The sequence below is a fragment of the Bacillus cereus group sp. Bce041 genome (assembly GCF_052646455.1).
The window spans coordinates 1-21,847 of record NZ_JBQXON010000008.1; the positions used below are offsets into that span (position 1 = coordinate 1).

Below are 21,847 nucleotides of genomic sequence, written 5' to 3' on the forward strand. Positions count from 1 at the left end.
TACCATCTAAATATCGTTTCACCGCTTGGATTTTTTCTTTTGAAGAAAATTTAGCCATAAAAAATGCACCTCCAATTGTTAGACTGTGTCTAACAATTGGGGTGCACTTCACATTGTGAGGGCTTTTATTTTTATTAATAATAAAAAAGGAATCCTTAGTATAAGGATTCACTCCAGGAATATATATAGAATGAGATACATCAATAAAAAGAATTAACTATATTATAATATAAAAATAAACGAAATATATTGAGAAATATAAAATAAGATTGAATATTCTTTCTTTTTAACATAAAATCAATATGAGTCAAGTGACAACATCTCTCTAACTCTTCTAAAAGAATCCTTCATGACATGGGGATTCTTTTGCTTTAGACAAATTATTCTTATTTTAACATTTGTAAAAAAACTTTTCTTAACCAACTACTCAACAAATATAAGTAAGGATTTAGTTTTATGAATATTTTTATGATCTAAGCAACAGGTAATAGCCTTCAATATTTGTTGGATGTTATTATCATAAAATAAATATCCTAAAAAATAAAAAGATGCTCTATCAATACTGTAAGAAGATTTGCTGCTAAACATGCATTTTTCATTGTACCCTTTATAACCTGATCTTTTTAACACTAAAGAATCAAGTATAGATTTATAGCCATGAATTCTTCTATTTGTACATATAATATTCTTTGTATCTTTCAAAATTCGTTTTTTTTGTTTGTGCTGATGTTGTAGGTGATTTTAATGATTTAGATACTGCTACCTGCTTTGGTATTTGTAATGTGCCTCGTTTCTTAAGTTCTCTATACAAACTACTCACATTGCACCTCAGTTTTTTTGCAATAGTTGGATATTCCTCTCCTTGATTAAATAATTGTACTGCTTTTTTACATTTTGTGTCCCACTTTTCTTCTGTCGTTTGAAATTTTTGAGTTCTTTTTTTAACTCTATGTTTTTCTAATTTAATACTCTCTCTTTCTATTTTACATCGCTTGGCAGAATACTGTTCTGCGTCTGCCTTACGCCCGGAATGCTCCTCCTGTAAACGTATCATTTGTACTTTTTTCGCAATTTCTCTCAAGTTACAGTCACCTCATTTCGTTTGATAAATTCTACCAGTACTTGATCACCCTATTGTCTGTATCCCCAATCATCGTTTATAAACAAGCTATAAATACTCAAATTCCCCTTATAATAGTTTTCAATCTAATATTTACGGAAAATTATAATCAATTCTATCTTTACACAATTGGAAACTATAGTAAATTGATAATGTTGACACAGAATATTCTAAACTTTAATTCAAACTATACAAATCAGTAAACTAAATATTTCCTTTGCTTAAAAAGTCAAAAATATCGTTTTCGCTTAGCAAAACACAGCATCCCCTATTCAGAGTCATACACAACAAAATACTTTATCTATTGTAGCTAGGGCACAATAAAAAAGAGTGCAGAAATGTGCATTCTTTTTTATTAACTCTTGTATCAATTTTTCACCACAGTCAGCTCCCCATTATTAGAAGGACTACACTCTAAGCTTATGAATTTATCATTCTGCAGTACATCAGCTTTTGCAGCTATATTTAACAACACTCTTTCTATCACCCTATTTCGAGTTAGAATTATAGACCTAATACTCCGACAATCTGACATGCCTTGAAATTCACAATATGATAATACATCTCTAATCCCCTTCTTTCTGAGCGAAGAATTTTCCCGCGCATTTTAGATAAATGCTGAGATACGGTAGATTGAGGCACATCTAGTAGCTCTGTTAACTGTGTTACATTACAAATTTTGTGGCGTTCTAGCTCCTTCACAATTTGTAATCTAACTGGATGGGCCATAATTTTTAATAATTCTATATCCGCCTCTGGAATTTTGTACATTTCATTACTTACTTGCATTGTTGTCATTTTTTATTTCTCCTTTTTTAATTTCTTTTTATTTTTTATCTATTTATAGGTATTTTGTGTTTATTCGAGTATATTGTTCATAATCACTGTATTGTTTAATCTTTTGCCTCTCTCAGGTTTAATATATAAAAGTATTATGATAGCCAAAAATCCAACAAAAGATAGCATAGGTATCGAGATGAATCCAAACAAATTCAAGTAACCTTCTGTACAGGAAACCCCTACAGAACATTTCTTCATTTCACTTGTTGGAAAAACCTGAACCATTATTTGATAAACAGCTATCAATAAGCCAATACATGCAAATGGGAATGCATATGCTCTTACGTATGGATCTTTTCTATACATTCCTATACCTAATATTAATCCCAATGGATACATGGCCATCCTTTGATACCAGCATAAATTACACGGGGGGCAGCTTCATCCACTCACTAAAAATCAACCTTACTAGCATTGCAGTAGTAGCTATCGTCCAAGCAATTGCAATGTGATCCTTTTGAATGATCGACATCTTATTTTCGCCTCACCTGTTTTTTAAAATGCAAAACATTTGCTAATATATGACTAGTTTATTTCCATGCTTTGAGCATCCTGTTTCAATAGACCATATCCAATCTTTAATATCTTCCCGGTCATGCTCCTTATCCTTTAATTCTAGGGGGAAAAGATTCTCAAAATCACCACAGTTTCTAATGCTTTTTCTAGGAGACCAAATCTATATACAATATGTGTATGTACTTTTTTGTTTTTTTCCTTACCAAACTTAAAAAGATGCAGGTAAGGAAAACTATTAAATCTTACTTTACTAATTTAGTAAATGTCCCGTTTTTTTACTTTGAAAATATAAGAAAACGCTCATCATAACAATATTTATTACACCAGCTGCAGCACCAATTTTGGAGATAACATACACATATTCATTACTACTAAACGGCAATAGACTCGCAAAAATAAATAAACTTGAAATAATAAAGGATAAAATCATATTTCTTTTATTCTCATTCATGTATGAGACCTCCATTTTGTATGATAATTTGTATCATAATTGATTAAGTTTGTATTGATTGCTAAGACGCATCATTACGGTTATAATGACGTATCTTGTTATCTACAAAACCTTTAATGTTCCAAACGCCAGCCTTTGATGCTTTTGCTTCTTTTTCGCTTTCTAGCATATGTGGTAGCAACGTAGTGTTAGGTTTTGAAATATAAGCTACAATGCCATATGCTGATTTGACCATTAATTCGTTTATATGCATCCCTTCACAAAATACATATGCTAATTTCCTACCATACTTGTCCTCTTTTGGCCCATGATCATAGACAAATGTTACACTTTTTTCTTTTATTTGTTCCATTAGAAATGTATATGCTTCTTTCCCCATCTTTTGTGGTAGGATTTTTCGAGATACATACTCAGAAGTATCCAATAACAGCAATCTTATAGTCTGTTTTTCCCCGTTTATGTTCACATCAATGCTATCTTAGTCTTTTACCTTTACTACCTCTTCCCCTTAACCGTTTTTAAGCCTTTTAATGTATCCTTATAGACTTCTGGGATATTACAACAGTACGTTTCCCTTCTACACTCTGTTGTATTCCCTTTTGTTTCCGAGGTTTTAAAACAAATAAAAAGGACACACCTATGGCATATGTATGCGTAGGTGTGTCCTTTTGCAAGATAGTTTTAGAAGTATTTTGTTACTTTCATTATATCATATTTCTCATTAATTTTATATATAAAATTAATGATTTCACAATATTAATCCCTACATAAATAGTATGTTTGGAAACTTATTTAATTCCTTCCTTGTACTTTACATGAGACCAGTTCAACTAATCGAGTATACCAAGTGTATTTTTGTAAATAATAAGGTTGTTAAACGTTTAGTTAAGGAGGGTTTTTATGCAAAATGATAAAAAAGCTATAAAAAGTCCTGGTTCTGTTATGAAACCAGATTTTGCTGAAACTGATGCACAAAAAGTGAAACAAGAAATTCAAAATGATGTAAGGGCAGGACAAGGAGCAATGACTTCCCGAGAGGCAGGGGCAATGCGAGATTAAGAAAACACTCCTTACTGTTTTTTCTTCTCTAGAACTTTAACTAGTAAGGAGTTATTCCAGAACTATTTTAGCATTTTACGTTTATCATTTAGAAACATATTGCGTTTCTTTTGTAGATCACAGGTTAATTTTAAAGCGAATTTTTCTCCATTAAATCTATTTTTTCAAACTAAGATTATTTTCTTTTAGATAATTTATTGCATCTTTGTTCACCGTTCGTAAATCTATACCTTGTTTCTCTGCTGCAAATGAACATCCACAATAACACTGACGGAAAACATCATATTCATTACACATTTCAATTGAACGTTGATATCCATTACTTTTTTTGAAATCACTTGGTAAATAACGCGAATCATAATTTTGTTGCACACCGATTCCAAGTTCATTTATTAATTGACTATTTTTATTTTTAGAAAGAGTAATCGCACTACCGAAGTAATCAAATCCTTTTTCTTGTGCTACCTCAGCTGAACGATCCAATCTCATATCAAAACAAGCTGAACAACGAAGCCCACCTTCTGGCTCTTCCGCCAAACCTTCTTCTTTTACCATTTTAAAAAATACATTTGAACGATAGTCATCTTCAATAAATCCTACTGTGTGCCCAGTGCGATCATTGAACTTTTCTACAAAAATCTTTTGTTCATTAGAGCGTCTCATGTATTCACTTTTCGGATGGATATTTGAATTCGAGAAGAAAATTGTAATATCTGCATGTTTTGCAAGAAATTCTAAAGAAGCAGTACTACAAGGGGCACAGCATGAATGAAGTAACACTTTTGGTCTTTCATTCCTTGCTTCCCAATCTTTAATCATTTTTCTTAATAATTTGTCATAATTTATTTTCTGATTCTTCATTTTCTTTAAATACGTTTCAACATCTAACACTTCTTTCACAACTAAACCTCCTGTTTATTTTTATTTATCAATTTTATCATTCAAATCAATTAACATAAATATAATAATGTATGTATTTATCGGTCGTAAAACGATTCTTATGGCCTTTTGGTAACGACCAAAATAATATACGTATTCTATTACCTCTATCTCTAAAATATATCCTTAATCCTTCTTTTTCATCACAAAATCTTTTGGGTTACCTTTTAACTGGTAATACTTCACGTTAAGACGAATAACTACTACGATGATTACCAAAAATCCTATTATATATAACATTGTTCCTTTCTCCGTTTCTTATTGTTTAGCGAACTTATTCTGTAAATACTTCACTTGTTTATTTTCAGTATTTTTATCAGTAATATTTGCTTGCAAAATAGTTTGGTAAATATGCTCGACCTCGTCTTTTGTTAATTTCACATCAATATAGGATTCGATACATTTTTTTAGATCGTTATAATATAGGACATGTTTATCTTTAGAATGAACATTTACTCTTTTTAGGCTGCATTTTGGATGAAACACTGCAATAGAAATACACGGCAGCTGCTGTTCCATCACCCATTCAATTGCTTTCATGTGTTTATAGTTTTGTCGAAATGGATTTTGAAAAGAGTATTTCTTTCTAAAAATACCTTGTGTCCATCTTGCTGCCTTCTCACTTCCATAGATCCAGCCCTCATAGTTCTTCGTCTCTATAACAAATATACCTGCTTCTGCGATTACAATATGGTCAATTTGAGTTGTATCACCATACTCTGTATGAACCGTCACATCATGTAACACCCGATACCTTTCGTGATCTAATTTTCTTAATATACGTTTTACCATCTTTTCTCCGGCTTTCCCTTTCCATTTTGGTGCATGTTTTTTTACCATAATATTTATCGGTATCAGAAGCACAATTAGAATTAATTCAAATATTAATACTTTCATAATATAAGCCTCCTTTTCACACTCTTGTATTTCTACGCATTAAACGATATACATGAGTTTCTAATCCTAAAATATAATATGAGATACATAAACCTTTTATCACCATCTCTATGAATCCTAATGCTAATGAAACAATGAGTCCGCCCCGAAATTGAAACGGTCTTGTCACCCTCCGATTCACTGGCTTTTCAATTACTCCAAAATTAGCCCAGGTTGGCAAACGCTTTTCTACATTTTTTATAGTGCCCATTAATCCGTATTTCAATGACAAAATGAAACATCCAATTAGTAAATATACAATAGAAGAAAAAAAGATAGATAGGCCCATAGCGATAATTGTGAGCAGCCAACCTATCAAGATAGAATTTCGTAAAGCGGCATATTCTTGATTTCTTTTCAAAACAAGCAATCCTTTCAAAATAAATTAAGTCATTTTTAAACAGGTGAAATACTTTTCTAAGTAAAATATTATTTTAGTTTCTATCTTCCTCGTCTGTTTTGTAGGCATACCAGCTCTACTACGAGAAGTATTCATTCTACAAATGGAAATCCTTTACAACAAAAAACGATTAAAAATCGAACGAATTATCCCCTATATCAGAGGAGATATTTGCAGAATACGAAAGGAAAAATCAGATGGGTAGATAAAAGGTACTGAATGAACATTCAGTACCTTTTGCATCTATATATATTTCTTTACATATTCGCAAATAACCATGGAGCCAGTACGGCTAACATACATAGTAAACAAGATCCCGTTATAACGCGATTAGACCAACGATAATACTCAGGTTGTTTTGTACTCTCATGAATTCTTCGTAAACGAATTCCTGCAATTAACATAAAGGGTGTAAAAATAAGTGCTGTTGCTTTAAACAGGTCTAAAAAATCCGTAAAAATGTTCATAAACGAAAATACATCCGAACTAAATAAGAAATATACACTTAATCTCATTGCCATCATACTAACGAACGAGAAAATCATACTCCCTGTTGCCCATTTCATCCATTGACCATTCTTTGTAATTAACGCCATAACCATGACAATAACACCTAATATGAAAGAGATAGAAAAGATATTTACCCCTACTTTAAAAGCTGGTGCATACATACCCTCAACTTTTTGTATAATTGATGACCCAAATGAATCGTCTTTCTCTGTCGTTTTTGTTCGATTGTTTAATCCTTCGTTAAAAGATGAAGAAACATCATTTCCTTTCAATTCATTAAAATCCACTTTTACAGATGCATGAGCTGTATGTAAAGGTATGAGTACTAGGATCATAAAAACAAATGTACATAAAACTCCAATCATCCCTTTTTCTCGCTTCACAACACATCACCCGCTAATTTTGGCTTAATGCTCTTTAATTTGATTTCATTTCCTTCTGCAACATAACGGAGATCTGCGGAATAATAGATATTGGCTTTTGTATATGCCCCCATAATCGCATTTGCAATTTCTTCTTTTTCTACTGCTACATATGTTTCATTTTCATTATAAAACTCTATTTCAATTCGATTAATATTATTATTTAATACTGTTATATGTAACTCTTTTAAGCTATTCAAACGATTTCCTAAACCACACACTAGCTTAAATACCTTACTCGCAAGTGTAGGTGGCTTAACATACGTCGTATTAAAATGAATCGTTTCATCATCTATAACACCATCTTCCTCAACTGCGCACGTCATAATGAAAGAATGATTTTGTTTTTCAATTTCTTGTTGATTTAACTTGCGATCAATGACATATTTCAGACTTGTTGATAGATTTTCTATATATTCATCCAGTTCAGTATTTGAAATTTTAACCTCTGAAAATTCTGGAAAAATCATGTAAGCGTGCATATTAGAACTACTTTTACTTACACGTAATACCTGGACCTGTTTCTTTTCATAGCGCACCGTTTGTTCCAATTTTTTTACTACATTGTTGCTTATATGATCTATTATCATATTTCATCAGCCTCCAGTAATTTTAATAAAATAATTTTTACAATCTCATGTATATAAAGCATTGCAATATTTTGCTGAGGTCTCGAAACTCATATTTTATGACTAATAATCACTTTAATCTTAAAATATCTTAATATTACAATGACGTACAGTGTTTCATTATAGTCGAATATTCTTATATGGTGAATCGTTCTGTTTCACTCATTTGCATAAAAATAAAAGGCTATTTTATCCTTATACAAATGAGTGAGAACATACTGTATTTCATGCTATTTATCTAAGAAAATTTAACTGGGAAATGGATGTTATACACTCCCTAGTCATCTATTATTTGATTCAACTAATGTATAGAAAATAGGTGGATTCACCTCAAATTTTATATACATTCATATATTTTCTGGTATTATCCCTCCTTCTGTATAAATCCGATAGCACTTCTTATTAGATATCTTTATAAATAATGTTAATCCTTGTTCTCTTTCTGTCACTTTTGCAGTCCACTTTAACGCTTGTGCCTCTCCTACTTCTGATTTTCACTATTAACAAAAAGCACAATTGTTCAAGTTCTAGAAATGTCATTCATGTTCTCACTTAGCATTTACTTCTCCATCCAAATTCTTTTAGACCGATGTAACAAATAAATTGTAAACACTGACAGACCCTTTTCTAATGTAATTTCCTTTATGAGAGTAATACGCTCTTACTCCTTACTAATCATCCTGCATTCCCTTGGTCAGCAAGAAACAAGACGTTTCACCAATACATTTTCCCTCTCAATTATTCAAATGAATCGTACTTAAACTAGCTCTTTACGAATTTGCTTTTCCTTTTTCTTCTATGTATTGAAATTAAATGAAATTTTTCCGCTAAATCATTTTTATATGCATAATCATCTACCAGATTTCTAATTGCAATAAAAAAGGAAGCTCCAAGTATTCATATCACTTAGTTCTTCCTTTTCCCCTGTATAAACTACCATCACATGATTTATATCGTAGTTCTTCATTTGTACTCCCTAATAACTTATCTATATCAATTAATATATCATCCGGCTCTTTAGATTACTCTTTTAGATCAACTAATACTATTCAAACATTATTTTATTTCATTTTGTTAAGAATCATAAATAATCCCACCTGCAACTTGAAAACAACATAAAAAGGACTTCTTCAAGTCGATTAAAAATGTGCATAACAAAATAAGCTATATATGCACTAATCGGCTCAAAGAAGCCCTTTCAAAATTGAAACAAGAACACAACTTGCTTCTGCAACTCAACCACAACACATAAGGCGTGGGAATAAACGGAATTCAACGAATAACAATATACCTATATATTATACAATTTAGATTTTGGTATCAAGAATTTTTTTATTATCTTTTGTTATTTATCAAATGTTATAAAATCAATAGCATTTTCTAATAAGTTAATCCCAAGATCAGATATTGTAATATTAATAGAAATCCTCAGTGAATTTTCATTAATAACGATAAATAAAAGGCCCACCTAGCGTCTTTTATTTACCCTTCTATATTTTGGTTTTTCAATAATTTAAATTTCTACCTATAAAATGTACTCCTCGCACCATTTAGCTTTTTTAGTTTCCACTTTACTCTCTTTTTCTTCATCTCACTCTTGTATTTCTTCGTACATACGCTGCTGCTCCTTGTAAGCTGCATCTCCCTAATCGTAATCAATTATTTCCTGTTCTTCGCCTCTAATTTGTCTTTTTCGCTCTTCTCTCTTTTGTTGTAGTTGATATCTTCTATATGCCTTTTTATCAGTAATTTTTTCACAGTCGTGCGCTAGCTCCTTCGTTTCGTCATGTCCATGTCCGCAAAAATCGTTTGGAATTATAGCACTAGATTTCTTAACAGATTCAGGATTAGGGTCTTCATGTTCTTTGTTCGCCTTCTCCTCTTTAACTACAGTATTACTAAGACCATCTTGCTCTTTGTTCGTTACATTTCCATTAGAGTCAAACTTTATAGTCATCGAACCCTCTTCATCGTGACCAGAATATATGTAGATAGAGAACAATTTAGTCACCTCGCTAAATCCAGGCTTTCCTGCTATCTCTATGACTTTGTCCGCAGACATTCCAGTCTTGATTTGATTATACTGTTCTAGTGATACTGTTGATCCGTCTTCATGGACATCTTTATAATGCGGATATTTGTCATTAGTTTCCTCATCTTTATTCTGAGATTCCTCCACTTGTTGTACCTTTTTTTCTTCTTAGGTTCTTCTGTATCCTCTTTAACCTTAGGCAGAGTGGACTTCTTCTCTTCAATCTTAGGGGGATTAGGCTTCTCCTCTTCGACCTTTGCGACTTCTATAGAGTCTTGTTCCTTATATGGCTTGTAATCCCCATCTTCCTTTGCAGAGCAGGCACTGAAAATTGATACAGACGTTGTACTTAATACAAGTAATTTCTTTAATAATTTCGTATTAAATTTCATAATATTATTCCCCCGTTACATATATTAAATTGCCCCCTCATGCTTCCTCCTATAAACGTTATCCTTTCCCTTCGCACATAGACTCACATATAACTTTGCGTAAGCCTCTTCGATATTCATTACAGATCACTTTTTGGCTGCAGTACTTGTACACCCCCATAACATTTCAAGTTGATTAGTGTAACTCACAAGTTAGCATCTTTCTCATTATTCGCACTCTATTCCTATCAAATGTCTTAATTACGTATCTTCTGCTACAGAAAGAATTGTATATTAAATGTACTTCGTTATTTACCTTACTCCAGAAACCAGCGGCTAAGCGTTCAATTAATGATATGTAAATTTTTTATTTTCATCATACAAATTACTGTATATTATATTTTAAAAATATTATTTTAGCAAATATTGTTAATCTATTCAACGTTGATTTAAAGGAGTTAAAAAACGAATAAGTGGAATTCTTAAGGAATAGAGATGAAATTTCGTTTGCTAATTCACGTAATTTTCACACATTAAAACGCTGCATGTTGATATTTGTTATATAATGAAACCAAGCCTTAAGTAAGATAGTTTCCCTGTTACGAGTAATGAGATAGTTTGTTTTACCTTTTTATATTATCTAAAAAAGAACTTGTAGTGATGCCTACAAGTTCTTTTTGTATTTTTTATCATTTTAACCAAGAAGACACATACCAAAATGAAGGTGAATCAAATGATGATTAATAAAGCCTATAAATTTTGAATCTACCCACATCTAGCACGAGCAATTCTAGGCAACAAAGTTAATGTTATCTCTTTTCTATCAAGCGAAGGTTTTATAGTACCCTCAGAACGAAATTTTGTGCTAACTTTTACCCATCCAGCTCATTTTTTCGTTTTAAAATATGAGCTGGATGGGTACGTATAGTGACCTCCACTTAATTATCAGAAAAACCTTAGTCTTTAATTGCGTACACGCTAATTACGATGATTTCCCAATACCAGCACCATAATGAATCTCTCCTTCTCCTCTTTTTATCAATATTGATAGGTAATAGAGGGGCCAGACACAAAAACAGGTTGTGGAGAAAGTCTTCTTCACAACCTGAGAGTAAGTTATATATCCAAATATGACCTGTTCTTTTAACTATTAAGTCTTTTATAATCTGTTATAGTCGATATAACTAGAGTCATAATAAATCCACTGCCCTGTTCCAATTCTTAGCCAGCCGTTCTCTTCTTCATATACTGTAACTTTTTCGCCTTTACTTGTCTTTCTAACAATAGAATAGTTTGTACCCGATCCGCTTCGAACATTTACCCCAATACCATTAATTTGAGCCGTTCCAATTACCTTTTCAACACTACCATTTTCAATTACTTGTAGCATATTTAGAATGAATGTCGCTGTTTCACCACGAGTTGTTGTTCCTTTAGGGTCGTATTGATTGTCACCCTTACCTCTTACAATACCTAGGCCATACAGTCTTTGTACGTCTTCTTTATAAATAATTTGGTCTTTGTCTGAGAATGGTAGGTTTACAACTGGTCCCCATATACCTTTATATTGTAAAGCCTTGTTTACAATAATTGCTGATTCTTCTCTTGTAATAGGTGTGTTTGGGTCAAAATAACCATCTCCTCTACCTTGAATGATACCTGCACTTGCAGTACGTTTAATACCATCTCGTAAAGTTGAATTTGCATCGTTTAGGTCTTTAAATGAAGCATCTCCAGCTGGCAGGTTTAGAGAGTTAGAGATTAATTGAGCAAATTCGGCTCTTGTTATCGCTCTATTAGGTGCGAAAACTCCGTTTCCTTCCCCTATCATAATACCTCTTCTATTTAACTCTCGAATAGCTTCTTCATACCAACCTCCAGTAATGTCATCTTTTGGTTGATAAAGATTATTATAATACCCACCAACGCCATTTACGAATGTATCCCATTGTCCATTATTAATCATATTAGCAGGACAGATTTTACCACTCCATTTTTGGTGTTTTACAATGTTATTTAACGGTACACCAGTTTCTTTCATTAAATAAGCTACAAGTTTCTTAGCATTATCTACTGCTTTACTATAGTTACCGTCACTGTTAACTGCGATTTCAATTGCAATGGATTCTCTATTACCTGGACCATCACCGTCTCCGGCGTGCCATCCGTTCTCGTTTAATGGTAGATGTTGATAAATCTCTTTATCGTCTACTGTAAAATGCCACGATGCAGCTCGGTCTGTGTTCCCTACTGCTTGGTTATATAGGTATTGAGCGTGGTTTCTAGCACCTGCTCCTACACTTGTATTATCAGTCTCATGAATTGTAATATACTTTGGACTCATGTAGTTTTGAGGACGAATATTATCGTTACCTGCTGGAACAATCCATTCAGTGAATGGAACACCGTTTATTGTACTAGAGGTGCTAGGTGATATGGGAGACAGACTACGTTTTATTCTGTTTGAATTGCTAGGCACAGTTAATGTACCTGTTTCTTCATGAATACCTTCTGAACGTTGAAGACTGTCTGTTTTTTTCTTATCGACAGTACCTCCACCACGTCCATCTACCCCTTCAAAACTAGCTTCAATACTTTTTAAAGCTTGTTCATCTGATGTTGTTTTACTTTGTTCCTGAACGTTTGTAGGTTGCTTATTGTTTACTGATTGTTGTTCCTCTGCAAACGATACCAATGGTGAAGATAATACCGTTAATCCTGCCGTGAATGCTACTACTTTTTTATTAAATTTAATGTTCATTTCTAATTTGGTATACCTCACTGTTTTAATAGATATACCTTCCTCCTTGTACTTCTTTTAGTGTGAATGTTAGTTTAAATAATGGTAGTCTGAACCTTCAAAATAACGGATTGATTTTACATTTCATATGCCAAACCGACATCTATAAGTCCTACATGAAATATCAGTACTTTAGAAGTATAACACAGCACGGTTGCAGTCATCCAAGGACTCTTACAAGTAATCTCCTAATCTTGTACATACTGATAGTATGAATCTAAAAAAGGGGCATTATCACATCGCTATCAATCTAAGGTTTTACACTACCCATAAAGCAAAAATACGTTATCCTTTCTGTAGAATTATAGGAAAGAATAGCGTATTTTTCATTTGAGGATAATTTAATTTCGTTAGATTAATAGCAATTTAGCGAGATTATAACACAATCATCTCTAAATTATAAATCATCACCAATTCAGTTAACTTTTTGATAGTAGGTATCACTGCAATTAATCAATTATTATACAGTAGTTAGTATATTATTTTTAGTCTCAGGTTGAAGCATATATGTAAGATCAAGGATGATTAAAGAAGATTCTTTATTTCAATAATTGAGTAATTGCTGCTTCAAAATCACATTTTCCATATCCTGCATCAATAGCTGCTTTCATCTGATTTTCCATAACTTCACATACACTGGTATCAATGTTATTATCCTCTAATGTTTTCATTACCGTTTGGAGTCCATGCGTATGAACATCCAAGGATGCGACGATAGCATCTTGGAATTTGCCAGTGTAGTTTTCTAGATTATCAGGCAGGTGGGTAACCAGTTGGTGACCCACCACTGGAAGTGCTGCCTTAATATGTTTGCAATACTCGGAGATAGGTAATTTGTTTCGTATACAAAGCGCTGAACCTAGTAGGGCAAACCAATAAAGACCAAATTGCAGAGCTGACGTGCTCATCTCAATTATTTCTGCAAAGCGAATGTCTGTCCCAACAAAATGTGGCGAAGAAAGTGCCGAAAGTTGATCTTCAATTTGGTCAAAAGCCTCCTTGGGGCCAGAATATACAAGATATGCGCGATGTGTGCCAATATCGTGAGGATAACAAATAATCACACTTTCAAGGGCGATAGCGCCTCTGTCTTTAATCATTTGCTCAAAAATTTGGGCTTGAGTTGGGGTTGTTGTAGTAGTGTTTACAATGATTTTTCCTTTGATAGCTTTCGATTTGCATTGTTCAATAACCTGCATTGCTATCTTATGATCTGGTAAGTTTAACAGAACGAAATCGCAATCTAGAGCGTCATCCAATGATAATTTGAACGTAGCTCCTTCAGCTACAAATGGCTTGGCTACCGTGGGATTTTTATCGACAACGGTAATAGTATGACCTGCTTTCATAAACGCGCGAATCAGAGCGCTTCCCATAACACCACAACCAACTACAGTAATTTTTGACATAATCGACCTCCAATATGATTTATTTAGTCCACTTGGACTAAATAAATCATATTACTCACATCAAATTTTGTCAAAGTTTTTTGAATAATAAAAAATCAAAGCGTAATATTTGCTAGCACAGCATCTATTCTTGACTCATCTATCTTTTCGTGAAGTGAATAAATAAGAAGCCCATCGATAATGATTAAAACTGCTTCTGCCTTATATACCATGTGGCCATCCTCGCCTCGATAAATCTCTTCCAAAACACGTATGATGGACTCTCTCCAATCGTTATAAACATTTTTGATTGCAGACCTTATTTCCGTATTGTATTGACCCATAGTGCTTATTTGCGTGAAAGCCCACGATTGGTTTTGATGACTTATCAAAACCATATCTTTAATGAAATGTTTTACTATCGTTTGTGAACTTTCGTTGAGATTGGCGTTATTTTGTTTATACTTTATGTACCAATGCTCAATCTCCGTTTTATATGAAATAGCAAAAAATTCGATATAAGCCAGTAGAAGTTTCTCTTTTGTATTAAAATAATAGTTGATTTTTGAGTGAGCAATTTTGGCCTTTGCTGCGATATCTCGCATAGAAACCTTTAGAAGAGGCTTTTCCTCTAAACATTGCTGAAGTGCATGCAGTATTTCTTGCCGTACCTGTTCTCTGTCAACAATAAGTGGCATATCCTTCCTTCTCCTTTTCTAATTTAATGTGCCTGATATCTTTTTCCAATCGATACCTCAACACATGAGATTATAGCACATTATTGACCTGTTTGATCTTGAGCATTTTTGCTTTTAGATCCCCATCAATCCAAGATTATCTAACTTTAATTTCACGTAAGTTTTTTCTTTTTTTAATATCAGTCCGTTTTATTTAAAAATAGGAAAATCCCCATTGCCATCAACTTAAGAAATTGATTGTTGTTCAAAACGAAAGAATTGAGCCGAATTTTCATGAATAATTGTAAGAAGTTGAAATTTTCGTTATGGGAATAATTAAAAACCTTAGGTTGATGGGCATGGGCGGTCCCCCTTAAAGGCTGAAACATAGCTGCATAACTATTGAAAACAAACATAAGAAAGACGTTCTACTCCATATAGGTAGAACGTCTTTTCACTTTATCTCATAACATATAAAGATTTTTTACTTACTTAAATCGCATTGTACTTAAAAAATCGATAAATTCATCTTCATTTACAGGTTTACTGTAGTAATACCCCTGAATTAGATAACATGCATTACGCTGTAACACTGTTAATTGTTCCTTCGTTTCTACCCCTTCTGCGATCACTTTCATGTTTAAAGTATGTGCCAGTGAAATAATGGTTTGTATAATTTCATTTCCATCCGTAGAAGTTCCGATCCTGTTAACAAATTCTCTTGGAATTTTCAAGGTATCAATTGGATACAAAGGAAGATACGCTAATGAGGAATATCCTGTACCAAAATCGTCAATTGATAAATGTACACCATATGATTTCAATGCTTTTAACTTCGATAAGGTTTCTTTTTCATCTACCATTGCTATTCGCTCTGTTAATTCCAAATCAATCGAATTGGCGGGTACTCCTACCTCTTCTATGGTAGATATGATTGTTTGAACAAAACCTTTCTGTTCAAACTCTATAGCTGATAAGTTTATCCCCATCTTTAGATTTACATAGCCCGCTGAATGCCATTCTTTCAGTTGTCGACATGCTTCCTGTAACGTCCATTTCCCAATTGAAATAATCTGCGAAGTTTCTTCCGCGATAGGTATAAACTCAAAAGGTGAAATTAGCCCTAGCTCTGGATGTTGCCAACGTATTAAAGCCTCTGCACCAATAACGATACCCGTCTTACTATCAATTTGTGGTTGATATAATAAAAATAACTCATTATTTTCTAATGCATTCGGTAAATCCTGTTCTAATCGCAATCGTCTTGTTATTTTTTTTGATAATGTCTCGTCATACATGCAAACAGCATTGTTACCTTTTTCTTTTGCACTATACATAGCAATATCAGCATGTTGTAAAAGTGTAGTAGTATTTATTCCTCCAAACGGATACACTGATATTCCTATACTAAGAGTTAAGTAAAAACTATGTTGATTAACTACAAATGGTTCTTCAGTTATACGAAATAGAGTTTCACATAACTCCAATAGCTGTTGCTCTGTGCGGTTATGGACAATGATCGCAAACTCATCTCCACCTATTCTTGCTAGAGGAATAGTCGGTGACAAACATGTCCTAAAACGTTTGGCAACTTCTTTTAAAACCCTGTCACCAATCGAATGCCCCAGTGTATCATTAATAGTCTTAAAGCGGTTTAAATCAATATATAGGAGTCCAAACTTATCCTGTGATTTTTGTGCACGTTTAATGGATCTATCTAATTCTTGTTGGAAGAATGTTCGATTTCCAATCTCCGTCACCGTATCATGGAATGCAAGGTAATTTATCTCTTCCTGTTGTTGTTTCATCCTCGTTATGTCTTTTACCATTACATAACTCCCCAAAATTTGACCTTCTATCATAATAGGAACTATAGTGACATACCAAAAGAGCATGTCCTTCTCATTGTTATTTTTCACACGTAACTGTAGTGAAGATGAACTACATCGTCTTCCTTTCTTTATAGCTGCTTCCAACTCAGATTTATCTTCATCTAAAAAAATAGAGAAGCATTCTTTCCCTATTAATGCAGCACTGTCTTTTCCTAATAACATACTTCCAGCCTGGTTTATATTTAATACGGTACCAGTTGAATCAATCGTTAAAATAGGATCCGGATGATACTCATATAATGACTTAAATCTCTCTTGATTTTTTACCAAATCATTAGATTTGTTTATTAAATCCCTTGTTCTTTGAGATACTGTTTGTTCTAATTGATTATTAAACACTTTTAATGTTTTAGTTAACTCTTTGTTTTGCATTCGTACGATTGTATGACGAATCAGTACAAATACAAAAGCAATACAATTTCCCGTAATTAATGTAGCTGAAGAAGTTTGCTCTTTCAAAGTAAAGCCAATTAAGACTGCAACTGCAAGATAAGGGAATATACTAAGAAGTTTCTCTCCAAATGTCGGATTAATAATAAAATAATTTCTTTTAGAAGACGTATTCTTTGGGATTGTAGCAGCAATAGCGATAAATAATAGGAAAACCCTATACAAACACCTTAAAAATATAACGGAACGATCTGATAAATCATCTTGTAAATAAAAATACAAATAGTCCGTAATAGCCAATCCAGTTAATACTAGGATAAAAATAAATAATTTACTTTTTGCATTGAAAATAGCGGGTCGAAAGATTAGGGTAACTCCTAGCAATAGAAGCAATAAATCTATAATTGGAAAAATAAATGAAAGAAAAACATCTCCAATTGATAAGAATAAGATATTTGCAGAAGGTTTATTAAATAAATACCACTCTAATGTAAAAATAGCAGTAACAACAATACATAAATCACAAAGTAAATATGCTTTCTCCCATTTGTTACATTCCATCATGATTTTATAAAAGAACGCAAAAAGAAAGAAAAATAAGAAAAACAGTAGAAACACATCAGAAATATTAAAATTTTGTATTGGTAATTCTACATTAAGTACTTGAAAAGCGGATATGAAATTCCCTATCAAAAAACACCCTATTGCAATAGTAATGCAAACCCAGAATACTCCTAACTTAATTTTTTGGGATAATATAGAATACAGTAATGAGATAAATACAGTAGTTTCAACGACTAAAGATGATAGTCGGATATTAAAATCTGATATGAAATAATGATTCGGAAAAACAAATAAAAATATAAAGCAAAAGCTTATATAAGCTATTAAAGCCAATATCAATACATAAAATTGCACATATGCATGTTTACGCAATGGACTCACCTTCTTGAGTTTTTTCTATACTTTTATTAAAAATGTCTTGATAGTGGCACAACTCCTACTAATTAAAATGTGTGCTACCTATTATCCATATTATGACCTTTTTAAAAGATTTCTTTCTACATACAACAGTCTTGTTAACTTTTTTAGATGTTTACAATTTTTAATACTGAGGATTCCAAAAAGGATAAGTTGAGAAATGGAGTTTTTTTAGTATTTGGATATCTTGAATTTGGATGGTTCAACTTATCTACTCTTTAAATACGAGATAGAATATAATCCTCTATTGGATTATATTTAGTTGCTAACTGTCACACTTAAAAAGAAATGAAAATATACTATCAATAACATAGAAATTTGAGTTAGTTTACGAAACTAACTGTAACTATTATAGTTACAACTTAGATTGATGTCAATTTCATATTACTCCCCTTTTTATGGATAAAAGACACCTTTGAACTTTACAAGAGACAAAAAAAGAAGAGGAATTTCTTCCCTCTTCACCAATAAAATCGAACATATTTACAATTAAGGAAGGGCATACATCCATCAAAAGATGAAAGGAACAACAATAGTTCACCTAGTGAATTATAACACAAAAACACTTCCATTAATAGATAATATTAACATTTATGGAATAGTTGTAACGGAATTGTTGAACATTTTAATATTAAAAGGCTTTATATGTATGACTATTATATACCAAACATATATTCAATGGATAGTGACGTAACACTTTATGTATGTCGAACAATTAAGATAGCTCTTGCCATCCCTTTTTCAAAGCCAATTCATCTCCCACCTACTCACTAGGCTTTGACCCTTCACGCTCCTTGAGGAAGGAGTCTTCTTGGCTAAAATGATAAATTATACTATTAAATTCTTAACAGTTATTATTATGGAATCGACAATTGCAACAAATTTTCTGCTCTAAATCTCTGCTTAAAGTGCTGGGATTTTTATTTTTGCACGTGCATTTCCTTTTCTTCTTCACACGTTTCAGATAACACCAATAGTAAAGATTAGGTCCTTCATGTTCCATTGATCGTCTATACAGAGTTTTAATTAACTTGCTACATTCCGGACGTTCTTCTATATCATATTTCACGATATTTCCACCGCTTAATACTACACATGCGACTTCCATTACATACAGCATCCCAACTTATTCTTTTATTATTTTGAAAGTACTGTTGAAACGATTGAAGGTTAATATAAAAACATAGTATCTTTAAGTCCACTTATAAAAATAAGTGGACTTTTTTATATAACAATTATTAGAATTTTCTGCATTAACTTTCTAAAGTTTTATTCAGAGGTTATTATTATCATATTCAGAATTATATAAAAGTGTCAAAAAGATAGATATATGCAAAAAAATGGAATATGTGAAATTAGGGATGGGGAGTGTTATTTTTGAAAAAGAAAGTTTTATCTTCAACACTAGCTTTATCTATGGCTTTAGGGACATTTGCGACATTAGGTACGCCACGTACATATGCAGCAGAGCAAAAAATTCAATACAACCAAGAATTCCAGACACCATCTTATATTGGGGAAGAGTGGAAAGCACCAAAAGGACTAGATAAAAAAGAAACGGTGTTCGAGTATTTAAAAAGTAAGAAAGAAATGTTTAAATTAGCAGGAAATATGGAAAAGCACTTTGAAATTGTATCTGAAGAGAAAGATGAAAAGACAAATACAACGCATGTGAAATTAGTTGAGACGCATAACAATGTGCCCGTTTATGGATCGGATCAAACGATTGCACTTGATGAAAATAACAATGTAAAAGCATTTTTTGGACAGGTTGTTCCTGATGTGGCTGGTAAAAACATCCCAGCTGAACCCAACATCTCACAAGAAGAAGCTGAGAAAATTGCAAAAGCAGATATCGAGAAAGAAATTGGAAAAGTAGAGAATTACGATAGTATCAAAAAAGATTTATTTGTATATGAGAAAGACGGCAATTACTACTTATCATATTTAGTAAAAGCTTCTATTTCTAAGCCACAACCAGGATATTGGCATTATTTCATTAATGCGACAAATGGAAATGTTATCAATAAATATAATGCAATCGATCATATGGAAGGCTTCGGTTATGGCGTACTCGGACAAAGAACTTCATTTAAAATTGAGCAAAATAAAGCAGGTTCATATCATTTGTTGGATGGTACACGAGGGAATGGAATTCATACTCTTGACGCAAGAAATTCCTCTGTACCATGGCTGTATGAGGAATGGGAAAGATCTCGCTTCACAGGTTGGGAAGTAGTAAGTGAATCAAAAATGTTCCAGGATAAAGCTGCAGTTGATGCCCACGTAAATACAGCAAAAGTATACGATTATTTCAAAAAAACATTTGACCGTAACTCGTTTGATAATAAAGGGGCAAAATTAATTTCAACTGTTCATGTCGGCGATCAATGGAACAATGCAGCTTGGAATGGAAGACAAATGCTATATGGGGATGGGGATGGCGAAATATTCTTACCGTACTCCGCAAGTTTAGATGTTATTGCTCATGAGTTAACGCACGCAGTAACAGAGCATTCTGCGAATTTAGTATATGAAAACGAACCAGGTGCATTGAACGAATCTATATCTGATATTTTTGGAGCGATGGTAGACCGTGATGACTGGCAGCTTGGTGAGGATATTTATACACCAGACACCGATGGGGATGCGCTCCGCTCTTTAAGTGACCCAACATCAATTTCAATTCCACCAAGTCCAATGCATGATTTTCCAGATCATTACCCAGATCATTACAGCAAGCTTTACACTGGTGAGTTGGATTACGGTGGTGTTCATATTAACAGTAGTATAAACAATAAAGCGGCATATTTAATTGCTGAAGGCGGAACACATTATGGAGTATCAGTAAAAGGCGTTGGCCGCGAAGCAACGGAGAAAATTTATTATCGTGCACTTACAAAATATTTAACAGCAAATTCGAACTTTAGCATGATGCGTCAAGCTGCAATTCAATCAGCAAAAGATTTATATGGTGAGAACTCGAAAGAAGTACAGGCAGTAACGAAGGCTTATGATGCAATTGGTGTAAAGTAAGATATAAAACAGATCTGATATTATTATATCAGGTCTTTTTTATATCTTATTTTTTGACACCTAAACTCACTATGAGAAACTATATATATGTAAAATGATAAAGACATTGATATAGCTAGGATTCTCAGCTTGATAATATGGTAAAATGAACTCCTTTTGCAGTATTAACAACACAGTTTGACGGCATATGTGAAAACATTAAGGAGGAAAACAAATTAACTCGGCCGATAAAAGAACTGATTGAGAACATGTTATTATATTCTTTATTATCTGAAGTAAAAATATTAATTACAGCCCTTCCCGAACGAGAAAGCCCCTCGCCTTTAGGCATGGGATGAAAGTGAGGTTGGATAAGGAGTGCACTAAAAACCGCAAGGTTTGTGGCACTCTAAGTATCCAAAATGTTGGTATCTTTTATTTTTTATCTTTCGTGTTGCAGTTTTACAATATAACTGATA

At 32.8% G+C, this 21,847-nt stretch carries 14 protein-coding genes and 5 pseudogenes; 3 read left to right on the plus strand and 16 right to left on the minus strand.

Annotated features, from left to right (window positions below; all coding sequences use genetic code 11):
• Positions 1–667: 667 nt before the first annotated feature.
• The 6 genes and pseudogenes from ACUN13_RS22030 to ACUN13_RS22055 all read right to left on the minus strand — a co-directional run.
• Positions 668–1,081 (minus strand): hypothetical protein, encoded by a 414-nt coding sequence (locus tag ACUN13_RS22030; protein WP_025690081.1) that lies wholly within the window; start codon positions 1,079–1,081, stop codon positions 668–670.
• 543 nt (positions 1,082–1,624) lie between these two features.
• Positions 1,625–1,918, minus strand: a complete 294-nt coding sequence (locus ACUN13_RS22035) for an ArsR/SmtB family transcription factor (RefSeq protein ID WP_000210392.1) — start codon at positions 1,916–1,918, stop codon at positions 1,625–1,627.
• 60 nt (positions 1,919–1,978) lie between these two features.
• Positions 1,979–2,432 (minus strand): annotated as a pseudogene (locus tag ACUN13_RS22040) (disulfide bond formation protein B).
• A 42-nt stretch (positions 2,433–2,474) separates the two neighbouring features.
• Positions 2,475–2,677: pseudogene (locus tag ACUN13_RS22045) on the minus strand (hypothetical protein); the annotation flags it as partial.
• 49 nt (positions 2,678–2,726) lie between these two features.
• On the minus strand, positions 2,727–2,927 hold the full coding sequence (locus tag ACUN13_RS22050; protein ID WP_025690082.1) for a hypothetical protein: 201 nt from the start codon (positions 2,925–2,927) through the stop codon (positions 2,727–2,729).
• A 61-nt stretch (positions 2,928–2,988) separates the two neighbouring features.
• A pseudogene (locus tag ACUN13_RS22055) lies at positions 2,989–3,529 on the minus strand (thermonuclease family protein); the annotation flags it as partial.
• A 298-nt stretch (positions 3,530–3,827) separates the two neighbouring features.
• On the opposite strand from ACUN13_RS22055, the gene ACUN13_RS22060 reads away from it, so the two are divergent.
• Positions 3,828–3,986 carry a hypothetical protein gene (locus ACUN13_RS22060; protein ID WP_409532309.1) on the plus strand — a complete coding sequence of 53 codons (159 nt, stop codon included), beginning with the start codon at positions 3,828–3,830 and terminating at the stop codon, positions 3,984–3,986.
• Between the two features lie 156 nt (positions 3,987–4,142).
• On the opposite strand, the gene ACUN13_RS22065 is transcribed toward ACUN13_RS22060, so the two are convergent.
• The 10 genes and pseudogenes from ACUN13_RS22065 to ACUN13_RS22110 all read right to left on the minus strand — a co-directional run bounded on the left by ACUN13_RS22065 (position 4,143) and on the right by ACUN13_RS22110 (position 18,308).
• Entirely contained in the window at positions 4,143–4,877 is a 735-nt protein-coding gene (locus tag ACUN13_RS22065; RefSeq protein ID WP_409532368.1) for an epoxyqueuosine reductase QueH, read from the minus strand.
• 306 nt (positions 4,878–5,183) lie between these two features.
• Positions 5,184–5,822, minus strand: a complete 639-nt coding sequence (locus tag ACUN13_RS22070; RefSeq protein ID WP_409532310.1) for a nuclease-related domain-containing protein — start codon at positions 5,820–5,822, stop codon at positions 5,184–5,186.
• A 16-nt stretch (positions 5,823–5,838) separates the two neighbouring features.
• Positions 5,839–6,222 (minus strand): hypothetical protein, encoded by a 384-nt coding sequence (locus ACUN13_RS22075; protein WP_000828156.1) that lies wholly within the window; start codon positions 6,220–6,222, stop codon positions 5,839–5,841.
• A gap of 296 nt (positions 6,223–6,518) precedes the next feature.
• The gene (locus ACUN13_RS22080; RefSeq protein WP_000817900.1) at positions 6,519–7,154 is read right to left on the minus strand and encodes a hypothetical protein; all 636 of its coding nucleotides are present in this window, start codon (positions 7,152–7,154) and stop codon (positions 6,519–6,521) included.
• A complete protein-coding gene (locus ACUN13_RS22085) occupies positions 7,151–7,783 on the minus strand; it encodes a hypothetical protein (protein ID WP_000582596.1) in 633 nt (210 codons plus the stop codon). The genes ACUN13_RS22080 and ACUN13_RS22085 overlap by 4 nt, the downstream gene beginning before the upstream one ends.
• 1,687 nt (positions 7,784–9,470) lie before the next feature.
• A pseudogene (bamE, locus tag ACUN13_RS22090) lies at positions 9,471–10,246 on the minus strand (outer membrane protein assembly factor BamE domain-containing protein); the annotation flags it as partial.
• 1,138 nt (positions 10,247–11,384) lie between these two features.
• Positions 11,385–12,986, minus strand: coding sequence for an S-layer homology domain-containing protein (locus tag ACUN13_RS22095; RefSeq protein ID WP_025687304.1), 1,602 nt, complete (start codon positions 12,984–12,986; stop codon positions 11,385–11,387).
• A gap of 578 nt (positions 12,987–13,564) precedes the next feature.
• Positions 13,565–14,434 (minus strand): NAD(P)-binding domain-containing protein, encoded by an 870-nt coding sequence (locus tag ACUN13_RS22100; RefSeq protein WP_025687305.1) that lies wholly within the window; start codon positions 14,432–14,434, stop codon positions 13,565–13,567.
• Positions 14,435–14,529: 95 nt separating this feature from the next.
• Positions 14,530–15,111, minus strand: coding sequence for a TetR/AcrR family transcriptional regulator (locus ACUN13_RS22105; protein WP_060852576.1), 582 nt, complete (start codon positions 15,109–15,111; stop codon positions 14,530–14,532).
• 467 nt (positions 15,112–15,578) lie between these two features.
• Positions 15,579–18,308, minus strand: a complete 2,730-nt coding sequence (locus ACUN13_RS22110) for a sensor domain-containing protein (protein ID WP_242278419.1) — start codon at positions 18,306–18,308, stop codon at positions 15,579–15,581.
• Positions 18,309–19,730: 1,422 nt separating this feature from the next.
• Between ACUN13_RS22110 and ACUN13_RS22115 the strand changes: the two genes are divergently transcribed.
• Together ACUN13_RS22115 and ACUN13_RS22120 are read left to right on the plus strand one after the other, a co-directional pair.
• Positions 19,731–21,389, plus strand: a complete 1,659-nt coding sequence (locus ACUN13_RS22115; RefSeq protein WP_025687308.1) for a M4 family metallopeptidase — start codon at positions 19,731–19,733, stop codon at positions 21,387–21,389.
• A 185-nt stretch (positions 21,390–21,574) separates the two neighbouring features.
• Positions 21,575–21,682 (plus strand): annotated as a pseudogene (locus tag ACUN13_RS22120) (YolD-like family protein); the annotation flags it as partial.
• Positions 21,683–21,847: the final 165 nt, after the last annotated feature.

Coding starts and splice junctions, on each gene's coding strand:
- ACUN13_RS22100 (WP_025687305.1), bottom strand. CDS start 14,434: ATGTCAAAAATTACTGTAGTTGGTTGTGGTGTTATGGGAAGCGCTCTG.
- ACUN13_RS22060 (WP_409532309.1), top strand. CDS start 3,828: ATGCAAAATGATAAAAAAGCTATAAAAAGTCCTGGTTCTGTTATGAAA.
- ACUN13_RS22070 (WP_409532310.1), bottom strand. CDS start 5,822: ATGAAAGTATTAATATTTGAATTAATTCTAATTGTGCTTCTGATACCG.
- ACUN13_RS22050 (WP_025690082.1), bottom strand. CDS start 2,927: ATGAATGAGAATAAAAGAAATATGATTTTATCCTTTATTATTTCAAGT.
- ACUN13_RS22105 (WP_060852576.1), bottom strand. CDS start 15,111: ATGCCACTTATTGTTGACAGAGAACAGGTACGGCAAGAAATACTGCAT.
- ACUN13_RS22085 (WP_000582596.1), bottom strand. CDS start 7,783: ATGATAATAGATCATATAAGCAACAATGTAGTAAAAAAATTGGAACAA.
- ACUN13_RS22095 (WP_025687304.1), bottom strand. CDS start 12,986: ATGAACATTAAATTTAATAAAAAAGTAGTAGCATTCACGGCAGGATTA.
- ACUN13_RS22035 (WP_000210392.1), bottom strand. CDS start 1,918: ATGACAACAATGCAAGTAAGTAATGAAATGTACAAAATTCCAGAGGCG.